This window comes from Superficieibacter electus, assembly GCF_002915575.1.
In the GTDB taxonomy this organism is placed as follows: domain Bacteria; phylum Pseudomonadota; class Gammaproteobacteria; order Enterobacterales; family Enterobacteriaceae; genus Superficieibacter; species Superficieibacter electus.
Window position 1 is genome coordinate 20,559 of the sequence record NZ_PQGD01000010.1, and the last position, 14,394, is coordinate 34,952.

A 14,394-nucleotide genomic window follows, 5' to 3' on the forward strand; every position below is an offset into this window, starting at 1 on the left:
CTGAGTTAATGAATCGAAAGCAGATTCATTCATCATCAAACGTCAGCGTGGCATCCAGCGCATGATGAAACCAGTCGGCAAAACATTCGAACGTCTCGTGCTGTTCCCAGCCTGGGCTGGCAAAGTCGTGAACGATGAAAACCTTTTCCCCCTTTCCGGCTTCCCAGCAGGCGACATCGTCATTATCTTCGCGCCTGGCGAAAGGAATTAATCGTCTTTGCGGATAACGTGACCTGAGACCGTCATAGCGTATTTTAAGGTATTGGCCGGTCAGCACGATCCATGGGTCAAAATCGAGTAAGTTCTGCCCGATCAGTCGGCAAAAACGGGCGGGGTAACAAAATCCATCAGGAAGATCGGCTGCGGGTAATAATAATGTGCCCATGTGAATAGCCCCCCACGCCTGCGGTTCAAAACCTTCCGGCCATTGCGTTTGCGCATCATAACGTGCGTGCTGAAAATCACAACCCTCATAACGAGCAAAGCGTAGATTCGCCCCACAAAGGTTGGCGCAGGTAAATTTTGCACCGTGGACATCGGCATCGCTAAAATCCGCGCCTTGTAAAGAAGCACCGATAAATGAGGCAAAAAAGGGTCTGGTTGCACGGAAATTACAGTGCATAAGGCGGGCCTGATCGAGTGAAGCACACATTAGCGCCGCCCGGGATAAATCTGCGCCCACCAGAGAGGCCCGGATCAGGCTGGTATTGCGCAGATGGGCATCCGCAAAATCAGCCCCGTCAAGACAGAGATCATCCATTATCGCCCGATGTAAATTCTGCCCTGCAAAGTTCCAGCCAATTAAACTATTGGCGGGAATGTTCAGAACGTCATCCGTTAAGAAATGAATCGTAATATGTGCCTGAACATCCTCGTTGTTCATCACTATCCTTGCTATTCCATATCCAGAAAATCATCATAGTCGCTGTAGTGGTTGAGCGCACGGATAATGTCCTCTGCGCTGACTGCGGGCTTTTGCTCAACGGCTAGCTCTACCACGCTGCGGAACTGGTCGCCAGCATAAGCATAATGTAACGTCACCCCGTTAACCTGAAAGGCCAGCGGATCACCCTCACCCGTTTCAGGATCAACAATATAAACCTGCTCCCCCGTGTGAAACGCCTCGCCGCTTGCCGAGTAAATATCGTAATAAACGCCGGTTTCCTGGCCCGCTTTGACGCATTCGATAAGCGCTTCAACCGTGAAAAAAGCATTCAATCGGAACGTTTCCAGCTGAGGTCCCTCAGGCTGAAACGCTACGCTTGCGCCAAGGGCAGAAAGTGAGGCTTCCAGCGGACGCAGGCGGATATGAAAATCTTCGCCAGCAATAATCGGCGGTTGAGCAATAAACGCCATCACCTCAGAAAGAGAGAGGTTGAGCGTTTTTCGCAAAAGGTGGGCGACCTTCAGTTTTTGCCCACCGACCTCAGTCACTATCAGTTTCCCCCGCTGCCAGTCTGCGGGATCGGAGGGGGCAGCGATTTCATCTTCAACCGGGTCTTCACGCTCCTGCCTTTCACTACGCACCTCGGCCCAGAACGGCTCCTGCCTTTCAGGGAGCGAATCCAGATAGTGCACAAACGCAGAATCATCTTCAGCCAGATCGTGCAATGCTACCAGCCGCTCGTGAAAGTTTGCCAGGGTGGGAGCAACCCGTTGCGCCTCCCAACGGCCTGCGCCATGCGGTGCGTAATAAACCGGAAAGCCCTGCGCGGCGTCGTTGAGATCGACAAAAAAGGGATCGTCAAAACCGTTGAGCGCGATGACGACCCAGCCGGGTTGCCAGGCTCCCGCGCGGCTGGCGGTCAGGTCCTCTCCCGTGATGCCGTGAACACGAAATCCGCGTTGCCACTGTATCCATTGCTCAGGCTCGGGATAATGAAAAGGCAGCGTCATATCGCCAGGCACCACGGCGGCAAGAAGAAACTCGCGAACGGCCGCCGGTAATACGATCTCAGGCATACGTCTCCCGTGAGTTACTCGTCTTCATCCTCAAAACGCGCCACGATCCGCTCACCGGTGTGGCTGGCACGCAGTTCATCCGCCACCTGGGAAATGGCCTGGCCACTGCTCATCCCCTGCGCCATCAGTTCCTGAATACGCTCGACCGCTTTTTGCTGCTGCTCATGGCTGAGCGAAGGTAAACCTGCAAACATGACACACTCCTGCTACATTATTGTCGCTTATTATTTCATGCTGTCCGGCACTTAGCCAGCAGGACAGCACAGAGTCAGGTACGATGAACACGCATTCTCCCACCGTTATCGCTTTACCGTGGCGTCAGGACGCCGCCGAACGTTATTTCTCCGCGATTAGCCATCTGCCGTGGGCGATGCTGCTGCATTCAGGCCATGCCGATCATCCGCACAGCCGGTTCGATATTCTGGTCGCCGATCCGCGCGCTACGCTGATTACGCAAGGCGATACCACCACAATAGCCAGCGGCGGAGAAGAACGCCGTTCACAGGACAATCCGTTAACCCTGCTGCAAAACAGGCTCGACGCGCTGCATTTACAGCCTGGGCCACAGGACGATCTGCCTTTTCAGGGCGGCGCGCTGGGGTTGTTTGGCTACGATTTAGGACGGCGTTTCGAGACGCTCCCGACAAAGGCTGAAGCCGATATTCCACTGCCGGATATGGCGGTGGGAATTTATGACTGGGCCTTGATTGTCGATCATCAACGCCAGCGGGTCACACTGCTCAGTCATGGTGATGTTAATCAGCGGCTGGCCTGGCTGGCTGACAGAAGCTTACCTGAAGCTGCGGGCTTTCGACTCACCTCCGGCTGGCAGTCAAACATGACCCGCGTCCAGTACGGTGAAAAGTTCCGCCAGGTACAGGAATATCTGCACAGCGGCGACTGTTACCAGGTTAATCTGGCGCAGCGTTTTCAGGCACGTTATGAAGGCGATGAATGGGCGATGTTTCGCCAGCTCAATGCTGCCAATAAAGCACCTTTCAGCGCCTTTTTACGCCTTGAAGAAGGTGCCATTCTCAGCCTGTCGCCGGAGCGCTTTATCCAGTTGCATGAGGGCCACATCCAGACCCGGCCCATTAAGGGCACACTGCCTCGGCGGAATAACCCCGATGAAGATGCACAACAGGCCGCAAAGCTTGCCCGCTCCCCTAAAGATCGTGCCGAGAATCTGATGATTGTCGATTTAATGCGTAATGATATTGGCCGCGTTGCCGTGCCCGGCTCGGTGGCGGTGCCGGAACTGTTTGTCGTGGAGCCGTTTCCGGCGGTACACCATCTGGTGAGTACCATTACCGCGACACTCCCTGCATATTTACACGCCACCGATCTGCTGCGGGCCGCCTTTCCGGGCGGTTCTATTACCGGCGCGCCAAAGGTGCGGGCAATGGAAATCATTGACGAACTGGAGCCACACCGACGCAATGCCTGGTGCGGCAGCATCGGCTACCTGAGTCTGTGCGGCAATATGGACACCAGTATTACCATCCGTACCTTAACGGCTTATCAGGGGCAGCTATATTGTTCCGCGGGCGGCGGGATCGTCGCCGATAGTCAGGAAGAGGCGGAATATCAGGAAACCTTTGATAAAGTTAATCGTATCCTGCAACAACTGGAGATGTGATCTGTGGATGTTCCCAATCTGACGCTTGATGATTTTCTCTCACGCTTTCAACTCCTGCGCCCCCAGCCCGGACGCAGCACGCTTAACAGCCGCCAGGCGGCGGTGCTGATCCCGGTTGTTCGCCGGGAACAGCCAGGCCTGCTACTAACCCAGCGCTCACCGCATTTGCGCAAACACGCCGGGCAGGTTGCATTTCCCGGCGGCGCAGTAGATGCCAGTGATGCCTCCCTGATTGCCGCCGCGTTACGCGAAGCGCAGGAGGAGGTCGCTATTCCGCCTGAGGAAGTAGAAGTGATTGGGGTATTACCGCCGGTTGACAGCGTAACCGGATTTCAGGTCACGCCGGTCGTGGGTATTATTCCACCCGATCTTCCCTGGCGTGCCTGCGAAGACGAGGTCGCTGCGGTGTTTGAAATGCCGCTGGCGGAAGCCTTGCGTCTGGGTCGCTATCATCCTCTTGATATTCACCGTCGCGGGAATTCACACCGCCTCTGGCTTTCATGGTATCAGCACTATTTTGTCTGGGGCATGACCGCAGGCATTATTCGTGAGCTGGCGCTACAAGTGGGATTCAAACCCTGACTATAGTAGAGGGAACGGGGACTGCACTCATTAGTAAATCAGCGGTTAGACATTAGTTTAATTCATGTGAATAGTCAGGCTGAAAACGCCGTTCCCTCTTACACTAAGCCCAATTTTTACATCGTTACTAAGAGTCAGTAACCCTGTCAGGAGTACATACCGTGATTAGTCTATTCGACATGTTTAAGGTGGGGATTGGCCCCTCATCTTCCCACACTGTAGGGCCAATGAAGGCCGGTAAACAGTTCGTCGATGATCTGGTCGAAAAAGAGCTGCTGAAAACCGTCACCCGCGTGACGGTGGATGTCTATGGTTCGCTGTCATTGACCGGTAAGGGTCACCACACCGATATCGCTATCATTATGGGTCTGGCGGGCAATTTGCCGGCAACCGTCGATATTGACAGTATTCCGGCATTTATTCGCGACGTTGAAGCGCGCGGCCGCCTGCTGCTGGCGAATGGCGCGCATGAAGTGGATTTCCCCGCTAATGACGGGATGCATTTTCGCAGTGACAACTTATCGCTGCATGAGAACGGGATGCAAATCCACGCGTGGAACGGCGAAAAGGTCATCTACAGTAAAACCTATTACTCTATTGGCGGCGGTTTTATCGTTGATGAAGAGCATTTTGGTAAAGATGCCAGCAGCGAGCTGAGCGTCCCCTATCCATTTACCTCGGCGAAAGAGATGCTGGGTTATTGTAAAGAGACTGGCCTGTCGCTTTCCGGCATGGTGATGCAGAACGAGCTGGCGCTACACAGTAAAAAAGAAATTGAAGACTATTTCGCCGACGTGTGGCAAACCATGCGCGCCTGTATCGATCGTGGTTTGAATACCGAAGGCGTGTTACCGGGTCCGCTGCGCGTACCGCGTCGTGCGCCCGCCCTGCGCCGGATGCTGGTCTCCAGCGATAAGCTGTCTAACGATCCGATGATCGTTATTGACTGGGTCAATATGTTTGCGCTGGCAGTCAATGAAGAGAATGCTGCCGGTGGCCGCGTAGTGACCGCGCCAACTAACGGCGCATGCGGTATCGTCCCGGCGGTTCTGGCCTATTACGATCATTTTATTGAGTCGGTTAGCCCGGATATTTACATCCGCTACTTCCTTGCCGCGGGTGCTATCGGCGCGCTCTACAAGATGAATGCGTCTATTTCAGGTGCGGAAGTCGGTTGCCAGGGCGAAGTGGGCGTCGCCTGCTCAATGGCAGCAGCAGGCCTGGCGGAACTGCTGGGCGCAAGTCCCGAGCAGGTCTGCGTCGCCGCCGAAATCGGCATGGAGCATAACCTTGGCTTGACCTGCGATCCGGTTGCCGGCCAGGTTCAGGTGCCCTGCATTGAGCGTAATGCTATTGCTTCGGTAAAAGCGATCAATTCGGCACGAATGGCCATGCGCCGTACCAGCGAGCCGCGCGTTTCGCTGGATAAAGTCATAGAGACTATGTATGAAACCGGCAAAGATATGAACGCCAAATACCGTGAAACGTCACGCGGCGGTCTGGCCATTAAAGTACAGTGTGACTAAAACCTCTCCTTGCCCACCTTTCACAGGTGGGCAACCTACACGCTATTTTCTCGTCGCATCCGTCTTTGCACACTACAATTTTATTTAGGGTACCGCTGGCACCTTCGCCAGTTATGCGAGAAAGATTAAAGCCAACTATGCAAACAGCGCAGCGGATTATCGTCAATTATCAGCGTAAGCGATTTCTCATCAGTGCTATTGTCGCGCTGGTGACGCTGAGCCTGACCTTAGGGATACGATTTATTTCGCAGCGTAGCTTAAATCAGGAACGCATCCACGAAGCCGCAACGCAGGCCGTTGCCACCCTGGATAAAATATTGCTTCCGCTCGAAGATAGCCGCGAAGAAACGATGCGGCTGGTGGGATTACCCTGCGCTGAAGTACAGCCGCTGATCCGTAAAAAAGCCGCGATACTGCAAACTGTCCGCTCTATTGCGCTGGTGAAATCCGGCATTCTTTATTGCTCGAGTATTTTTGGCGCGCGCGATATTCCGGTGAATCAGCTACAGCCTGCGCTGCCGGCAAGCGAGGCGCGATTACTCCTTTCAACCGATCAGTCTCTGCTCAGAGGCTCGCCAATTATGCTGCAATGGTATCCGGTCTCGGCTGACGGTGAAGATGGCGTGATGGAGAGTATTAACATTGAGCTGCTAAGCAGCCTGATTTTGAGTCCACGCGCGCCGCTTATTTCCGCCCTGAGCCTGACATTAGGCGACCGCCACTATATAGAGGGTCTCGGCGTGGTCGACAGGTTAGCGGACGACCAGGATCATCCGTTATATCGGCTGGCGTCGGCGAACTTCCCGTTTACCATTAACGTCAGCACACCGGGCGCTACCGCACTGGCATTACGCGACCTGCCCAGCCAGCTACCACTGGCATTGATTCTGAGTACTCTGCTGGCATGGATTGCCTGGCTTGCCACGGCAGGACGAATGAGTTTTACCTGGGAAATTAATCTGGGCATTGCCGCCCGGGAATTTGAAGTTTTCTGTCAGCCGCTTCTCAATACCCGAAATAATGAATGTACAGGCGTGGAGATTTTACTTCGCTGGAACAATCCCCGGCAGGGTTGGATCTCACCGGATGTTTTTATTCCCATTGCTGAAGATCACAATCTGATCATTCCTCTGACCCGCTATGTGATCAATGAGACTGTACGTAACCTGGCCGTATTCCCGCCAGACCACCATTTTCATATTGGTATTAATGTTGCCGCCAGCCACCTGCGTCGAGGGTTGTTACTTAAAGATCTTAACCGTTATTGGTTTGATACAAACCCGATACAGCAACTGGTGGTGGAGTTAACCGAACGTGACGCGCTGGATGATATCGATTATCGCCTTGTACGGGAGCTACATCGTAAGGGGATTAAGCTTGCCATTGACGATTTCGGTACCGGCAACAGTTCCCTGTCGTGGCTGGAAAAACTGCGCCCTGACGTGCTGAAAATCGATAAAGCGTTTACCGGCGCTATTGGTACCGATGCGGTCAATTCAACGGTGACAGACATTATTATCGCGCTCGGACAGCGGCTGAATATTGAACTGGTGGCTGAAGGGGTTGAGACCGAACAGCAGGCAACCTATTTGCGTCAGCATAATGTACTGTTATTACAGGGCTACCTGTATGCCAGACCCATGCCGCTGGCTGAATTTCCGCTGTGGCTGGCGCAGCGAACGCCCTTACCCGTGCGGCATAATCACCCTTCCGGGCCAATTATGCCGCTACGTTAGACGTTACTCTTCTTCGTCGTCCGCGGAAGGTTCTTTAACGACGCGAACCAGGTCCACGCGGTAGTCATTGGCTTTCATAATCGTAATACGTAACGGAGCCAGTTCGATTACCTCCCCGACCGCCGGAATATGACCATTAACGGCAATGACCAGACCCGCCACGGTGGCAACATCGTCTTCATCGTTCACCAGGTTATTGAGCTCCAGCGTGTGTTGCAGCGCATGAAGATCGGTTCCGCCCTTCACCAGCCAGCCGTCGCCATCCGCAACGATTTCCGGCGTTTCGTCGGCGTCCGGAAACTCACCGGCAATGGCTTCAAGCACGTCGAGCGGCGTAACCAGCCCCTGCACTACGCCGAACTCATTGGTGACAATGACAAAACTGCCGCGTGCACGACGCAGGACGCCGAGAAGATTGATGGGGTCCAGGGTTTCAGGAACCACGATAGCTGGCGCGCTGGACGCCATCGCGGCGACATCTTCACCCGCTTCCAGCGCCACCAACAGCTCTTTGGCGCGGACAATACCAATTACTTCATCCAGCTCACCGCGGCACACCGGAAACAAGCTGTGCGGAGAAGAGAGAAGCTGCTGGCGAATGGCATCCGGGCTCAGGTTAGCATCAACCCAGCTAATATCCCCGCGCGGCGTCATGATGCTACGCAGCGATCGTGAGGCCAGCGTGAGAACGCCATTAATCATGTAACGCTCTTCATCAGCAAAGGCTCCATCCGGGATCGGAACGTGGGTATGGCTTTCCGATTCGGCAGGCGGGCCATTACGCTTGCGACCGCCCATCAGGCGAAGGATGGCATCCGCCGTACGTGCGCGCAGCGGCAAGGTTGACTGATGGCGAATAAAGTTACGGCGCGCCACCTGGTTGAAAAACTCGATAATAATGGAGAAGCCAATCGCCGCGTACAGGTAGCCTTTCGGAATATGGAAGCCAAAACCTTCTGCCACCAGGCTAAGACCAATCATCAGCAGGAAGCTTAAACACAGCACCACGACCGTCGGATGCTGGTTGACGAAGTTGGTCAGAGGCTTCGAGGCCAGCAGCATCACCGACATCGCAATCACCACCGCTGCCATCATCACCGGCAGATGGTTCACCATCCCGACCGCAGTGATCACCGCATCCAGGGAAAAGACCGCATCGAGCACGACAATCTGTAACACTACCACCCAAAAACTGGCATAACCTTTGCCATGTCCACCGTCATGCTGGCGATTTTCCAGACGCTCATGGAGTTCGGTGGTCGCTTTGAAGAGCAAGAAAATCCCTCCAAGCAGCATGATCAGATCGCGTCCGGAGAAGGCATAGTCCCAGACGCTGAATAGCGGTTTGGTGAGCGTCACCATCCATGAAATAACCGACAGCAGCGCCAGTCGCATAATCAGCGCCAGCGACAGGCCAATCAGACGGGCTTTATCGCGCTGTTTCGGCGGCAATTTGTCAGCAAGAATGGCGATAAAGACCAGGTTATCAATGCCCAGAACGATCTCAAGGACGACCAGCGTAAGTAGCCCGACCCAAATTGAGGGGTCCATCAACAATTCCATGATCTGCTCCTGCTGGGGACGTGTTTAGCCAGCGCCGGGGGTATTTCAGGCGTGACAATGACGGAAGGTATAGTGAGATGTTGACGGATGGCACGAGCGTGCGTGATTGTAAAAAGACGTCGGTGACGGTCCATATGACGGGCGGCTGCCCTGTTCTCCTGCTATGTTAAACGAAAGGTAAACATAACAGACTAAAATGTCCTTTGGCAAAGATTTACCTGTCTTTGCATTCTGTGCGATTTTTTGCGCTGCGAAATTAATACCCGTACAAATTTAAATTACGGATCTTCATCACATTATTTATTTTTTTACTATCTAAAATAATTCACTGTAGTAATCACTTTTCGGGCCAAACAGAGATCTGAATCGATTCGGTTTCTGACGACGATTCGCAATGCATCTGAGAGTCGATGTATTAACGATAATAAAGGAGGTAGCAAGTGACGATTGCTATTGTAATTGGTACACATGGTTGGGCTGCAGAACAACTGCTGAAAACGGCTGAGATGCTGTTAGGCGAGCAGGAAAACGTCGGCTGGATTGATTTTGTTCCAGGCGAGAATGCAGAGACGCTGATTGAAAAGTATAACGCTCAGTTAGCGAAACTCGACACCACTAGCGGCGTGCTATTTCTCGTCGATACATGGGGAGGCAGTCCGTTCAACGCTGCCAGCCGTATTGTCGTCGATAAAGAGCACTATGAAGTCATCGCGGGTGTCAACATCCCGATGCTGGTCGAGACATTAATGGGTCGCGATGATAATCCGACTTTCGATGAACTGGTTGCCCTGGCGGTTGAAACCGGTCGTGAAGGCGTAAAAGCACTGAAAGCGAAGCCGGTTGAAGTCGCCGCTCCGGTGGCAGCGGCTGCGCCACGCCCGGCAGCACCGGCGAAACCAATGGGTGCCAATGACTATATGGTTATTGGTCTTGCACGTATCGATGACCGCTTGATCCATGGTCAGGTTGCCACCCGCTGGACCAAAGAAACCAACGTTCGTCGCATTATCGTCGTCAGTGACGAGGTTGCAGCAGATACCGTACGTAAAACGCTGTTAACCCAGGTCGCACCGCCAGGTGTCACCGCGCACGTGGTTGACGTTGACAAAATGATCCGCGTGTATAACAACCCGAAATATGCAGGTGAGCGCGTCATGCTGCTGTTTACTAATCCAACGGATGTCGAACGTCTGGTGGAAGGCGGCGTGAAAATTACCTCCGTGAACATCGGTGGTATGGCGTTCCGTCAGGGTAAAACGCAGGTCAACAATGCCGTTTCAGTCGATGAAAAAGACATTGAGGCATTCAAAAAACTGAACGATCGGGGCATTGAACTGGAAGTCCGTAAGGTCTCCAACGATCCGAAACTGAAGATGATGGAACTGATCGGCAAAATCGGTAAGTAACGCGTCACGCTGGTTATCATTTAATTTTCATATATTAGTCTTACGTTTATAGGAGAAGTACAATGGAGATTACGGTTCTTCAAATTGTGCTGATATTTATCGTAGCGTGTATCGCGGGTATGGAGTCGATACTCGATGAATTTCAGTGTCACCGTCCGCTGGTCGCCTGTACCCTAGTGGGTATCGTTCTTGGAGATATGAAAACCGGTATTATTATCGGTGGTACTCTGGAAATGATTGCGCTGGGCTGGATGAACATCGGTGCCGCCGTTGCACCTGATGCTGCGCTGGCCTCTATCATCTCTACCATTCTGGTTATTGCCGGTCATCAGGGTATCGGTGCAGGTATCGCGCTGGCTATTCCTCTGGCTGCTGCAGGCCAGGTTCTGACTATCATCGTGCGTACTATCACTGTTGCTTTCCAGCACGCGGCGGACAAGGCGGCCGAAAATGGCAACCTGACGGCGCTCTCCTGGATACACGTCTCTTCCCTGTTCTTGCAGGCGATGCGTATTGCTATCCCGGCAGTAATCGTTGCGGTTTCAGTCGGTACCAGTGAAGTCCAGAACATGCTGAACGCCATTCCTGAAGTGGTGACCAGCGGTCTGAATATTGCCGGTGGTATGATCGTGGTCGTTGGTTATGCGATGGTCATCAACATGATGCGCGCAGGCTACCTGATGCCGTTCTTCTACCTGGGCTTTGTTACCGCCGCCTTCACCAACTTTAACCTGGTAGCACTCGGCGTTATCGGCGCTGTGATGGCTGTGCTGTATATTCAGTTGAGCCCGAAATACAACCGTTCCGCAGGAGCCCCGGTTCAGGCGGCAGGTACTAACGATCTTGATAATGAACTGGACTAACAGGTGAACGAAATGGTTGATATCACTAAAACTACCACCGAGAAAAAACTGACTCCGGGTGATATTCGTGGCGTGTTCCTTCGTTCTAACCTGTTTCAGGGTTCATGGAACTTCGAACGTATGCAGGCGCTGGGTTTCTGCTTCTCCATGGTTCCGGCGATTAAACGCCTGTATCCGGAAAACAACGAAGCGCGTCGCCAGGCAATCAAACGTCACCTGGAATTCTTTAACACTCATCCTTACGTTGCTGCGCCGGTACTCGGCGTTACGCTGGCGATGGAAGAGCAGCGTGCTAACGGGGCTGAGATCGACGATGGTGCCATCAACGGTATCAAAGTAGGTCTGATGGGACCGCTGGCTGGTGTTGGCGACCCGATTTTCTGGGGTACGGTTCGTCCGGTATTTGCCGCGCTGGGGGCGGGTATCGCGATGAGCGGCAGTCTGCTCGGGCCGCTGCTGTTCTTTATCCTGTTTAACGTGGTGCGTCTGGCGACACGTTACTACGGTGTGGCATACGGCTACCGTAAAGGTATCGATATTGTTAAGGATATGGGCGGTGGCTTCCTGCAAAAACTGACTGAGGGGGCGTCAATCCTCGGCCTGTTTGTCATGGGGGCGCTGGTTAACAAGTGGACGCACGTGAATATACCGCTGGTGGTGTCGCGGATCACCGACCAGACCGGTAAAGAGAACGTCACGACTGTTCAAACTATCCTTGATCAGTTGATGCCGGGCCTGGTTCCTCTGCTGCTGACCTTCGCCTGTATGTGGCTGTTGCGTAAGAAAGTTAACCCGCTGTGGATCATCGTTGGGTTCTTTGTCATCGGTATTGCGGGTTATGCTGTTGGCCTGCTGGGTCTGTAATTAAGTGTTATGCCGCCGGGGCTCTGCCCCGGCTTTTTTTTGAGGAAAATAAATGAACCTGACCGATATCGTGCTGGTGGTGTTTATCGCACTGCTACTGGGATTTGCCCTCTACGATCAGTTCATTATGCCGCGCCGCAACGGTGCTACTCTGCTCGCCGTGCCGCTGCTAAGACGCAGCCGCCTCGACGGTATTATCTTCGTCGGGTTAATTGTTATTCTTATCTATAATAATACGACCGGTAATGGTGCAATAATAACCACATGGTTATTAAGCGCGCTGGCATTAATGGGCCTGTATTTGTTCTGGATACGTACGCCTAAGATCATCTTCAAAAAAGAGGGCTTTTTCTTTACTAATGTATGGATAAAATATAGCCGTATTAAAGAGATGAATTTATCGGAAGATGGTGTTCTGGTTATGCAGTTAGAGCAACGGAGGTTGCTGATAAGGGTACGAAATATAGACGATCTGGAGAAAATATATAAATTACTTGTTGCAAATTAGTAAGTTAGATTGATAGCCGTTGCTATATTTCCGTGATATCAGGGTAAAGGTATATAGCCACGGCTATATTGCTTTCGCAATACACCCGTATTTATTAACGTTTTATTTACCTACAAAAGTAAATGAAAATCGTTATCAATTAGATAGCGAAATAATCATTCTTTGTTATTGTCTGGTATTAATTAAATATGGTAAGGTTGCGCCCGTCATTGGGGAGTAGCTAATTTCCGGGTTGCCGGAAATGTACGTGTCAACATACTCGTTGAAAAACGTGGCGCGTACGGATTGCACTACAGCGATCAGGCGAGACCATAGGCGCATCAACCGCTGTTTACTGGGGGTGGTGGTGTGTTTATTGGTTCCCGGTCAGGACGCTCTTATGAATCTATCCGCAACCGTTCTTCTTGCCCTCGGCATGTCAATGGATGCCTTCGCCGCCTCTATCGGTAAGGGTGCCACTCTACATAACCCCAAATTTTCTGAAGCATTACGCACAGGTCTTATCTTTGGTGCCGTTGAGACACTCATGCCGCTGATTGGCTGGGCGCTGGGTATGCTCGCGACCCAGTTTGTACTGGAATGGAACCACTGGATTGCCTTTTTTCTGCTGCTTTTTTTAGGCTGCCGAATGGTGATTGAGGGCTTCAGAGGCAATGACGCTGAGGATGCGCCGCCGCTGCGTCACGGTTTCTGGCTGCTGGTAACAACGGCCATCGCCACCAGTCTTGATGCCATGGCCGTCGGTGTCGGGCTGGCATTTCTTCAGGTCAACATCCTGACTACTGCGCTGGCGATTGGCTGTGCTACGCTGGTCATGTCCACCACAGGTATGATGATCGGCCGCTTTATTGGCCCGCTACTGGGTAAACGGGCTGAAATTCTGGGGGGCATCGTGTTGATGGGTATCGGCGTGCAGATCCTCTGGAGCCACTACGCCGGTTAACTGTCCCGCTGCCAGCAGTGAATGCTGAAATCCGTCTGGCAGTGAAATTCTTGTTGCGTCTGTAACGTCTCCCAAACCTGCGGTTTAGCCCGCCATGCGAAAGGCGTCATTTGCAGTAATGCCACCGCCTCTGTGCCGCTGAGCACCATGTTATAGCTCAGAGCCTCATGCTGGCGAAGCACAAAACCGGCCAGTTGCCCGGTCGACAGTTCATGTAAATGAATACGATCGTAGATAAGCCCTTTCAACTCCACTAAATGTCGGGGACCCGGTGTTACCGTGATCACCCAGCCACCCGGTTTTACTACCCGCTCCAGCTCCTGCGGATTGCACGGCGCATAAATACGCACGATGGCATCCATACTTTGCGCAGTAAACGGGAGTCGCTGACTGGAGGCAACGCAAAAATTCACCTGTGGATAGCGTTTTGCCGCCGGACGGATCGCCGCTTTCGCCACGTCCAGCCCCCAGGTCTCCTGCGCGCAATCAGCAAACGCATGGGTGTAGTACCCTTCTCCGCAGCCAATATCCAACAGGGCTGTAGGGGCTAAAGTGCGCAGTTTTTCCACCAGCCTGTCACGCAAGGGCTGGTAGTACCCGGCATCAAGAAAAGCCCGACGCGCCTGCATCATCTCAGCGCTGTCGCCCGGATCGCGTGAACGCTTATGCTGAACCGGTAACAGGTTTACATACCCTTCTTTTGCCCGATCAAACTGATGCCGCTGTGGACAAAGATAGCTGTTTTCATGCCGGGTCAATGGCGCATGGCAAAGCGGGCAACGGTAGGACATAACAACTCCGG

Annotated in this window: 14 protein-coding genes and 1 riboswitch; of the genes, 9 read left to right on the forward strand and 5 right to left on the reverse strand. The window is 53.0% G+C overall.

Annotation, left to right across the window (positions count from 1 at the left end):
- Nucleotides 1–25: 25 nt before the first annotated feature.
- The 3 genes from CHU32_RS28590 to CHU32_RS13295 are packed head-to-tail and all read right to left on the reverse strand — an operon-like array spanning nt 26 to nt 2,156.
- Nucleotides 26–883, reverse strand: coding sequence for a pentapeptide repeat-containing protein (locus CHU32_RS28590; RefSeq protein WP_245880220.1), 858 nt, complete (start codon nt 881–883; stop codon nt 26–28).
- Nucleotides 884–894: 11 nt separating this feature from the next.
- Entirely contained in the window at nt 895–1,962 is a 1,068-nt protein-coding gene (locus CHU32_RS13290; RefSeq protein WP_103676006.1) for an SMI1/KNR4 family protein, read from the reverse strand.
- Nucleotides 1,963–1,976: 14 nt separating this feature from the next.
- A complete protein-coding gene (locus CHU32_RS13295) occupies nt 1,977–2,156 on the reverse strand; it encodes a YoaH family protein (protein WP_085005980.1) in 180 nt (59 codons plus the stop codon).
- Nucleotides 2,157–2,239: 83 nt separating this feature from the next.
- Here CHU32_RS13295 and pabB point away from each other — a divergent pair, with 83 nt between their 5' ends.
- From pabB to CHU32_RS13315, 4 genes are all read left to right on the forward strand, one after another.
- Entirely contained in the window at nt 2,240–3,601 is a 1,362-nt protein-coding gene (gene pabB, locus CHU32_RS13300; RefSeq protein ID WP_103676007.1) for an aminodeoxychorismate synthase component 1, read from the forward strand.
- A 3-nt stretch (nt 3,602–3,604) separates the two neighbouring features.
- The gene (locus tag CHU32_RS13305) at nt 3,605–4,183 is read left to right on the forward strand and encodes a CoA pyrophosphatase (protein WP_103676008.1); all 579 of its coding nucleotides are present in this window, start codon (nt 3,605–3,607) and stop codon (nt 4,181–4,183) included.
- A gap of 161 nt (nt 4,184–4,344) precedes the next feature.
- A complete protein-coding gene (sdaA, locus tag CHU32_RS13310; protein WP_103676009.1) occupies nt 4,345–5,709 on the forward strand; it encodes an L-serine ammonia-lyase in 1,365 nt (454 codons plus the stop codon).
- A 137-nt stretch (nt 5,710–5,846) separates the two neighbouring features.
- A complete protein-coding gene (locus CHU32_RS13315; RefSeq protein WP_103676010.1) occupies nt 5,847–7,445 on the forward strand; it encodes an EAL domain-containing protein in 1,599 nt (532 codons plus the stop codon).
- Between the two features lie 3 nt (nt 7,446–7,448).
- Here the strand turns inward: CHU32_RS13315 and yoaE are convergent, their stop codons facing one another.
- Nucleotides 7,449–9,008: a CNNM family cation transport protein YoaE gene (gene yoaE / locus CHU32_RS13320; protein ID WP_103676011.1), complete on the reverse strand. Its 1,560-nt coding sequence runs from the start codon at nt 9,006–9,008 to the stop codon at nt 7,449–7,451.
- A 440-nt stretch (nt 9,009–9,448) separates the two neighbouring features.
- On the opposite strand from yoaE, the gene manX reads away from it, so the two are divergent.
- The 5 genes from manX (at nt 9,449) to mntP (ending at nt 13,592) form a co-directional block, all read left to right on the forward strand.
- Nucleotides 9,449–10,414, forward strand: coding sequence for a PTS mannose transporter subunit IIAB (manX, locus tag CHU32_RS13325; protein WP_103676012.1), 966 nt, complete (start codon nt 9,449–9,451; stop codon nt 10,412–10,414).
- 62 nt (nt 10,415–10,476) lie between these two features.
- Entirely contained in the window at nt 10,477–11,277 is an 801-nt protein-coding gene (gene manY / locus CHU32_RS13330) for a PTS mannose transporter subunit IIC (protein WP_103676013.1), read from the forward strand.
- A gap of 12 nt (nt 11,278–11,289) precedes the next feature.
- The gene (gene manZ / locus CHU32_RS13335) at nt 11,290–12,141 is read left to right on the forward strand and encodes a PTS mannose transporter subunit IID (RefSeq protein WP_103676014.1); all 852 of its coding nucleotides are present in this window, start codon (nt 11,290–11,292) and stop codon (nt 12,139–12,141) included.
- A 52-nt stretch (nt 12,142–12,193) separates the two neighbouring features.
- Entirely contained in the window at nt 12,194–12,649 is a 456-nt protein-coding gene (locus tag CHU32_RS13340; RefSeq protein WP_103676015.1) for a DUF986 family protein, read from the forward strand.
- Nucleotides 12,650–12,848: 199 nt separating this feature from the next.
- Nucleotides 12,849–13,028, forward strand: a riboswitch (yybP-ykoY riboswitch).
- A complete protein-coding gene (gene mntP / locus CHU32_RS13345; RefSeq protein ID WP_133159247.1) occupies nt 13,029–13,592 on the forward strand; it encodes a manganese efflux pump MntP in 564 nt (187 codons plus the stop codon).
- Here the strand turns inward: mntP and rlmA are convergent.
- On the reverse strand, nt 13,589–14,383 hold the full coding sequence (gene rlmA / locus CHU32_RS13350) for a 23S rRNA (guanine(745)-N(1))-methyltransferase (RefSeq protein WP_103676016.1): 795 nt from the start codon (nt 14,381–14,383) through the stop codon (nt 13,589–13,591). The two genes, mntP and rlmA, sit on opposite strands and share 4 nt — an antisense overlap.
- Between the last annotated feature and the right edge of the window lie 11 nt (nt 14,384–14,394).

Excerpts from the sequence above, each read along its gene's own strand:
- CHU32_RS28590 (WP_245880220.1), bottom strand. The coding sequence starts at position 883 with ATGAACAACGAGGATGTTCAGGCACATATTACGATTCATTTCTTAACG.
- CHU32_RS13290 (WP_103676006.1), bottom strand. The coding sequence starts at position 1,962 with ATGCCTGAGATCGTATTACCGGCGGCCGTTCGCGAGTTTCTTCTTGCC.
- CHU32_RS13295 (WP_085005980.1), bottom strand. The coding sequence starts at position 2,156 with ATGTTTGCAGGTTTACCTTCGCTCAGCCATGAGCAGCAGCAAAAAGCG.
- pabB (WP_103676007.1), top strand. The coding sequence starts at position 2,240 with ATGAACACGCATTCTCCCACCGTTATCGCTTTACCGTGGCGTCAGGAC.
- CHU32_RS13315 (WP_103676010.1), top strand. The coding sequence starts at position 5,847 with ATGCAAACAGCGCAGCGGATTATCGTCAATTATCAGCGTAAGCGATTT.
- yoaE (WP_103676011.1), bottom strand. The coding sequence starts at position 9,008 with ATGGAATTGTTGATGGACCCCTCAATTTGGGTCGGGCTACTTACGCTG.
- manY (WP_103676013.1), top strand. The coding sequence starts at position 10,477 with ATGGAGATTACGGTTCTTCAAATTGTGCTGATATTTATCGTAGCGTGT.
- manZ (WP_103676014.1), top strand. The coding sequence starts at position 11,290 with ATGGTTGATATCACTAAAACTACCACCGAGAAAAAACTGACTCCGGGT.
- CHU32_RS13340 (WP_103676015.1), top strand. The coding sequence starts at position 12,194 with ATGAACCTGACCGATATCGTGCTGGTGGTGTTTATCGCACTGCTACTG.
- mntP (WP_133159247.1), top strand. The coding sequence starts at position 13,029 with ATGAATCTATCCGCAACCGTTCTTCTTGCCCTCGGCATGTCAATGGAT.
- rlmA (WP_103676016.1), bottom strand. The coding sequence starts at position 14,383 with ATGTCCTACCGTTGCCCGCTTTGCCATGCGCCATTGACCCGGCATGAA.